The organism is Herpetosiphonaceae bacterium (genome assembly GCA_036374795.1).
GTDB lineage: Bacteria > Chloroflexota > Chloroflexia > Chloroflexales > Kallotenuaceae > LB3-1.
The window spans coordinates 1-2,180 of the sequence record DASUTC010000371.1 but is presented as its reverse complement, the minus strand read 5'-3'; the positions used below and the strand labels follow the sequence as shown (position 1 = coordinate 2,180).

Here is a 2,180-nt window from a genome sequence, read left to right as displayed (position 1 = left end):
CGAGCCGGGCGAGATCGCAGCGGCGCTGCGCCGCCATCCCGCCGTGCGCGACGCGGCGGTGCTCCTGCGCGAAGACCCGCCACAGACCGGCGCGCAGCCCGACCAACGACTGGTAGCGTACGTTGTACGAGAACAAGGGGCTGGCAACTTGGAACTTGGAACTTGGAACTTGGAACTCCGCACCTACCTCAAAGATCGATTACCTGACTACATGGTGCCGAGCGCGTTTGTGGTGCTCGACGCGCTGCCGCTCACGGCCAACGGCAAGCTCGATCGGCGCGCGCTGCCGGAGCCGGAAGGCCAGCGCCCCGCAGCCATCGAGTATGTCGCGCCCCAGACGGACATCGAGCGCGCGGTAGCCCAGGTGTGGCAAGATGTACTGGGCCTGGATAAGGTCGGACTCTACGACAACTTCTTCGACCTCGGCGGCCATTCGCTGCTGATGGTTCAGATCCACAGTAAACTTCGCAACGCGCTTGGCACGGATATTTCAATGGTCGATCTGTTTACCTATCCAACCGTCAGCACGATTGCGCAACATCTGAGCCAGACGCGCGTGGAGTCATCGCCGTTCCAGTCGACGAGTGAGGAGATACACACGCGCAGCGATGCGCGGCGGCAGCGCAGGCAGCTTCGACAGGCTGGCCGCACAGCCGAATCTCAGGAAAGCGACGAGTATGAGTAACGCAGATCAGGCGTATCATGGCGACGAGATCGCGATCGTTGGGATGGCCGGTCGCTTCCCAGGCGCGAACAATCTCGATGCCTTCTGGCAAAACCTGCGCGATGGCGTCGAGTCGATCACGTTCTTCTCCGACCAGGACGTGCTGGAGTCGGGCGTCGATCCGGCGCTGCTCGACAACCCATGCTACGTCAGAGCCAAAGGCATCCTCGACGATATTGCAGGCTTCGACGCGGCGCTGTTCGGCTACACACCGCGCGAGGCAGAGATCATGGACCCGCAGCAGCGCCTCTTTCTGGAGTGTGCCTGGCAAGCGCTTGAGCACGCCGGGTACCTCTCCGACGCATCCACAGCCCGGATCGGCGTGTTCGCGGGCACGACCATGAGCAGCTATGCGCTGAATCTGTATCTCAGCTCCGAGATCGTCGAGCGGGTCGGCCCGTTTCAGATCGGCCTGGGCAACGACAAAGACTACCTGCCGACCCGCGTCTCGTACAAGCTCAACCTCAAAGGACCGAGCGTTACCGTTCAAACGGCCTGCTCCAGCTCGCTTGTCGCCGTCCACCTTGCCTGCCAGAGTCTACTGAACGGCGAGTGCGAGATCGCGCTGGCCGGAGGCGCTTCGATCACCGTGCCGCACAAAGCGGGCTACCTGTATCAGGAGGGCGGCATCGCCTCGCCGGATGGTCACTGCCGCGCCTTCGACGCCAACGCACAGGGCACGGTCGGCGGCAACGGCATGGGCGTGGTCGTGCTGAAGCCACTGGCGGCGGCGCTGGACGACGGCGATTCCATTCACGCGGTGATCAAAGGCTCGGCGATCAACAACGACGGCGCGATGAAAGCGGGCTACACCGCGCCCAGCGTCCAGGGCCAGGCCGAAGTGATCGCCGAGGCGCTGACGGTGGCGCGCGTCGAGCCGGAGTCGATCGGCTACATCGAGGCGCATGGCACCGGCACGCCCGTCGGCGATCCGATCGAGCTGACGGCGCTCGCCAGGGTCTTTCAAGGCAAAACCGGGCGCAGGCAGTTCTGCGGCATCGGCTCGGTCAAAAGCAACATCGGCCACCTCGACGCCGCAGCAGGCGTGGCCGGGCTGATCAAGACCGCGCTGGCGCTCAAGCATCGTGTGCTGCCGCCGAGCCTGCACTTCGAGCAGCCCAATCCAAACGCCGATCTGGCGAACAGCCCGTTCTATGTCGTCGATCGGCTGGTGCAGTGGACGGCATCGGACACACCGCGCCGGGCTGGCGTGAGCTCCTTCGGCATCGGCGGCACCAACGCGCATGTCGTGCTCGAAGAAGCGCCGCAGATCGCGCCTTCGGGTGCGGCGCGGCCCTGGCACTTGCTCACGCTCTCCGCTAAAACCGGCTCGGCGCTCGACACGGCCACGAGCGATCTGCTGGCCTATCTGCGGCAGCATCCCGCTGCTAATCTCGCCGACATCGCCTACACCCTCCAGGTCGGACGCAAAACCTTGCCCTATCGCCGCGCGCTG

General features: G+C 64.6%; 2 protein-coding genes. Both read left to right on the top strand.

The genetic code is table 11. The annotated features are described in order from the left end of the window. Positions 1 to 685: phosphopantetheine-binding protein (locus tag VFZ66_29990; protein HEX6293450.1), on the top strand; the 685-nt coding region annotated here is incomplete at its 5' end. After that, positions 678 to 2,180 (top strand): type I polyketide synthase (locus VFZ66_29985; protein ID HEX6293449.1); only part of this gene is annotated, 1,503 nt, incomplete at its 3' end. The genes VFZ66_29990 and VFZ66_29985, both read left to right, overlap by 8 nt.